3 protein-coding genes are annotated in these 2528 nt (G+C 35.8%); all 3 read right to left on the reverse strand.

All coding sequences use genetic code 11. The features are described from left to right. Positions 1–261: 261 nt before the first annotated feature. On the reverse strand, positions 262–1470 hold the full coding sequence (locus DCC39_RS18650) for a CaiB/BaiF CoA transferase family protein (RefSeq protein WP_116556384.1): 1209 nt from the start codon (positions 1468–1470) through the stop codon (positions 262–264). 5 nt (positions 1471–1475) lie between these two features. Beyond that, entirely contained in the window at positions 1476–2192 is a 717-nt protein-coding gene (locus DCC39_RS18655) for a FadR/GntR family transcriptional regulator (protein ID WP_116556385.1), read from the reverse strand. 158 nt (positions 2193–2350) lie between these two features. Further along, positions 2351–2528 (reverse strand): CoA transferase (locus tag DCC39_RS19555; RefSeq protein WP_276309939.1); only part of this gene is annotated, 178 nt, incomplete at its 5' end.

Raw genomic sequence — 2528 nt, forward strand, 5'->3', positions numbered from 1 at the left:
GAAACAAAAAAATTGATATCTTTGCTTCAATTAATACCCTCATGGGCAAAGTGTGAATAATTCAGGTAATAGTATAGTTGTATTGTTTTTTGACAATTCTTTTCAGTTTTCTTATAGCAGTGTTCTCTTTGATCCAATATCAGGAAAAGTCAGAATTCAACAAAACATTTTATCGCATTTAATCGTTGTAATGGCTCCCTAGATCTCTCAAATTATCCCAACAAGAATAACCAGCCACAATTCCCTACCAATACTCAAGTTCTAGATTATTCCTTTTGAAACGAATTCTTGTAGCTTACTTTCTGTGATACCTAATTCATTTACGTAGACTTCATGATTATGCTCACCTAACTTGGGTGCCCGAAATCTAATACTTCCCGGTGTTTTGCTAAATTTGGGAACAACCCCGGGAACTTTTACTGTTCCGAATTTAGGATGTTCAACTTCGACAATGTTTTGACGGCTTTGATATTGTGGATTTTCAAAGATATCCTGAATGCTTAATATTGGGCTAATCGGAACGCCCGCTTCATCAAGTATTTCCATCACCTCTTCAGATGTTCTTGATTCTATCCAAGATTCCACAATTTGTTGAACTTCGGCGTCATTTTCCAATCGAACTGAATTCGTGTAAAATTTTGGATCTAATAACATATCTTCCCTACCAATCGCTTTTGCAAGCCTTTCAAATGTTTGATCAGTGCTTGTTACCAAAACTAAATATTTTCCATCTTTTGTTTTATATGTTCCCGCCGGACTGGAATGACCTGCTAAAATCGGACTTCTTTCCCGAACCTTATTTAACTGATCATACTCCGCAATCAGAAATTCCATCATTCTGAACATCGATTCATATAATCCCATCTCCACTTCTTGTCCTTCATCAATTTCATTGACATCTCTATAATATAGTGCTGAGGAAGTTGCGAAAGCTACAAAAATCCCTGTTACATAATCTGTTAACGAAAATGAAGGTGTAACAGGTGGGCGATCTTTAAATCCCTGAATATATGTATAGCCACTAAAAGCAGTTGAGGGCGTCCCAAATCCCGCTTTACTTCTGTACGGCCCAGTTTGTCCATATCCAGACACCCTAACAACAATAATTTTAGAATTTGCTTTTTTTAAAGTATCATAATTAAGATTCCACTTATCCAATGTTCCGGGTCTGAAGTTTTCAATAATTACATCAGACTTTTTAACAAGCTCTAAAAAAAGCTTTTGCCCTTCACTTTCTCTGAGATTCAAAGTGACAGATCGTTTATTTCTCGACATCCCTGGCCATCTAAGCGGTTCAGTTCCTTTCCAAGGTCCTACATTACGTAGTGTGTCACCTTTAATTGGAACCTCTATTTTTATAATGTCGGCCCCCATATCTCCTAGCAATGTCGCACCGAACGGAGCGGCAATCATTGTAGACACATCAAGTACTTTAACTCCTTTTAAAGGTCCTATTTGATTAGTATTCATATGAATCAATCCTTCCCTAATTTATCGTTATTCTTTAAGATTTTTTCTTTTAATTTCAATACATGGTCAAGTGCTAATTTAGCAGCAAGATTCGGATTTTTATTTTCCACAGCTTTTAAAATATCAACATGTTCCTTCACAGCATTTTTTAATCTTCCAGGATCAACTAACGTATTCTCTCTAACACTTTTTATAACTCTGATATTTGTATCGATCATTGTTACAAAAATTGAGTTATGACTAGCTTCGGCAAGTAATAAATGAAAAATTTGATTATTTACAATTTCTCCTTTTGGATTTTCAAATTGTTTTTCCATATCTTCAATCACTTTGTATAAATTTTCTATTTGTAATTTTGTAGCCCTAAGAGCTGCGAGTTCAGCAATTTTTGGTTCTAGTGCTTCGCGAGCTTCGAGGAAAGAAAGAACAGCTGACTGTTTAATTTGTTCAAGTTGCCCCTTTCGTGCTGTCAAAGTTAGTGGGTGAATTTTTTGAATATACCGCCCATCCCCTTGTTTACTTACAAGTATTCCATCTGACTCTAAAACCCTAAAAGCTTCTCTTAATGGTGCGCGACTGCATCCTAACAATTCTGTCATTTGCCTTTCTCCTGGCAATCGATCTCCTGGTTTTAAATTTCCATTCTCAATAAGGTTCAAAATTTGTTGAATGATTTTTTGATATACTTTTTGATTATCTATTGATTTGAAAAAAGTTTCCATAGTTCCTCCACTTTGGTAAATTGGCCTATTGGTCTAACCAGTTTAAGGCAAATTTATCATACAATTTTAAATGTGTAAATACTTGAAAATCACTGAGAAAAATGTTAAAAAATTAAAATAAAACTATAAATGAGACAAGAAAGCCCCTTGTGGATAAACTAATGTTGTCCACAATTCGAAATGCAGGATAGTACTATATGTTCCATAAAGCGCGAAAGCGCGGTCACAAAATCGCCAACTGGAACGCCGCTTTTTACCGGCGGGCCGTTTTCTTCCCCTGTCACACTCATTAAACCGCTAATCGCTTGAACTGTTACATCAAATGCGCCTTTTTGC

The sequence above is a fragment of the Pueribacillus theae genome (assembly GCF_003097615.1).
GTDB lineage: Bacteria > Bacillota > Bacilli > Bacillales > UBA6769 > Pueribacillus > Pueribacillus theae.

What these genes read in the sequence shown, in the direction of transcription:
- DCC39_RS18655 (WP_116556385.1), bottom strand. Translation starts at nt 2,192, where the DNA reads ATGGAAACTTTTTTCAAATCAATAGATAATCAAAAAGTATATCAAAAA.
- DCC39_RS18650 (WP_116556384.1), bottom strand. Translation starts at nt 1,470, where the DNA reads ATGAATACTAATCAAATAGGACCTTTAAAAGGAGTTAAAGTACTTGAT.